This window comes from Devosia psychrophila (genome assembly GCF_000971275.1).
GTDB classification, from domain to species: domain Bacteria; phylum Pseudomonadota; class Alphaproteobacteria; order Rhizobiales; family Devosiaceae; genus Devosia; species Devosia psychrophila.
The window spans coordinates 1-1,565 of record NZ_LAPV01000081.1; the positions used below are offsets into that span (position 1 = coordinate 1).

Genomic DNA, 1,565 nt, shown 5'->3' on the forward strand with positions numbered 1-1,565 from the left:
GCCCCCACCAATCCCATCGACGTGATTATATGAAGCGTCAGCAGTAGTTTGCGAAATGCCGGTCCGGCCCTCATTGCGCTGTCTGGTCCTGCATCATGTGGCGTCCAAGACCGTGGTTGCCTCCAAGCCCTCCTGCCATAGCGATGATCAGAAGCACCACGACGACTGCGGCGGCAATGCCGAGCCCCTTCACCCATCCGGGTGTCGAATACCCGCCGGGGGCGGGTTTGCGGTTTTGATCGGACATGAAGGCCTCCCGTCGACTCCATTTATCGAGACAGAATGTATCTATGAATTCACACTGTAGGGACGCTGGCCGCTTTGTCCGCTTTGTCCGCTATTACGCTGCTATGCCCAAGCTCTGGAACGACACGATCGACGCACACAAGCGCAACGTCAGGGATTCGACCCTCGACGCGACAGCCGATCTCGTCACGCGAAAGGGCCTTGCCGCGGTGACAATGTCGAAAATAGCGCTGGAGACCGGTATCGGCCGGGCCACGCTCTACAAGTATTTCCCTGACGTGGAGGCGATGCTGCTTGCCTGCCATGAACGACAGGTTCACCGGCATCTGGAGTCGTTCAAGGCAATCGCGTCAGGGGAGGGTTCGCCTTTTCCGCGATTGCGAAATGTACTGGCTGCCTATGCGCAGATGGCCCGCGACCACGAAGGCGGCGAACTGGCGATTGCCTTGCATCGGGGTGGACACATGGTTCACGCTCGGGAACACCTGACAGCATTTCTTTCCTCCATCATCACCGAAGCCGTCGCCGCAGGGAAGATCCGTGCGGATGTGCCCGCCAGGGAGCTGGCCGTCTTTTGCCTCAGTGCGGTGGCAGGCGCGGCTGACCTGCGATCGAAGCAGGCGGTGGAGCGGTTAGTCTCGGTAACGCTGGCCGCTCTTCGGCCGCTGTAGCCGCAGCTGCGATAAAATGATGATCGGCTCTTGACCTTCCCACCGTTGGAAGGCCCACAGTGTGACAATCCATCAAAAAAGGATCACGAGATGTATGAGTTTCAGGTCAACGACATGACCTGCGGCCATTGCGTCGCGACGGTCGAAAAAGCGGTCAAAAGCGTCGACCCGAGCTCGAAGGTTGCGATCGATCTGGGCTCGCATGCCGTCAAGATCGAAAGCGACAAGCCGGCGGCCAGCTTTGCCAAGGCCATCGAGGACGCTGGATATACCGGCCAGTTGCGCGGCTTACCAACGAAGGCCCGACGCGTGCGTCGGGCCTTCTGATCGTTGCCTCCCGTCAGTCGTGGTCGACATCATCGCCACTTCAGGCCTTGCCGGCGGAAAGCCAATTGGCCGCGCCACCCTTCAATCCCGCGGCTGGACCCAGACGTCATAGCGCAGCTCGGAAACCGATCTCTGACGATCCAATCGATGAGTTGCTGGCGGCCGCCAGCGGCAGCCGCCAGCCTTTGACGAGAGCGTAAATCGCCGGGATCACCACCAGGGTCAAAAGCGTGGAGGAGACCATGCCTCCAATCATTGGCACCGCAATGCGCTGCATGACCTCCGAACCGCTGCCTGTGCTCCACAGGATCGGTACAAGGC

4 protein-coding genes are annotated in these 1,565 nt (G+C 60.1%); 2 read left to right on the forward strand and 2 right to left on the reverse strand.

Going from position 1 to position 1,565, the window contains the following annotated elements:
- Positions 1–70: 70 nt before the first annotated feature.
- Positions 71–247, reverse strand: coding sequence for a hypothetical protein (locus WH91_RS24180; protein WP_248305813.1), 177 nt, complete (start codon positions 245–247; stop codon positions 71–73).
- Between the two features lie 103 nt (positions 248–350).
- Between WH91_RS24180 and WH91_RS06805 the strand changes: the two genes are divergently transcribed.
- Together WH91_RS06805 and WH91_RS06810 are read left to right on the forward strand one after the other, a co-directional pair.
- Complete coding sequence (locus WH91_RS06805; protein WP_046170249.1) at positions 351–917, forward strand: TetR/AcrR family transcriptional regulator; 567 nt, start codon at positions 351–353, stop codon at positions 915–917.
- 90 nt (positions 918–1,007) lie between these two features.
- Positions 1,008–1,244: a heavy-metal-associated domain-containing protein gene (locus tag WH91_RS06810; protein ID WP_046170250.1), complete on the forward strand. Its 237-nt coding sequence runs from the start codon at positions 1,008–1,010 to the stop codon at positions 1,242–1,244.
- 106 nt (positions 1,245–1,350) lie between these two features.
- Here WH91_RS06810 and WH91_RS23290 read toward each other — a convergent pair.
- The coding region (locus WH91_RS23290) for an efflux RND transporter permease subunit (RefSeq protein ID WP_144408355.1) at positions 1,351–1,565 on the reverse strand (215 nt) is incomplete at its 5' end.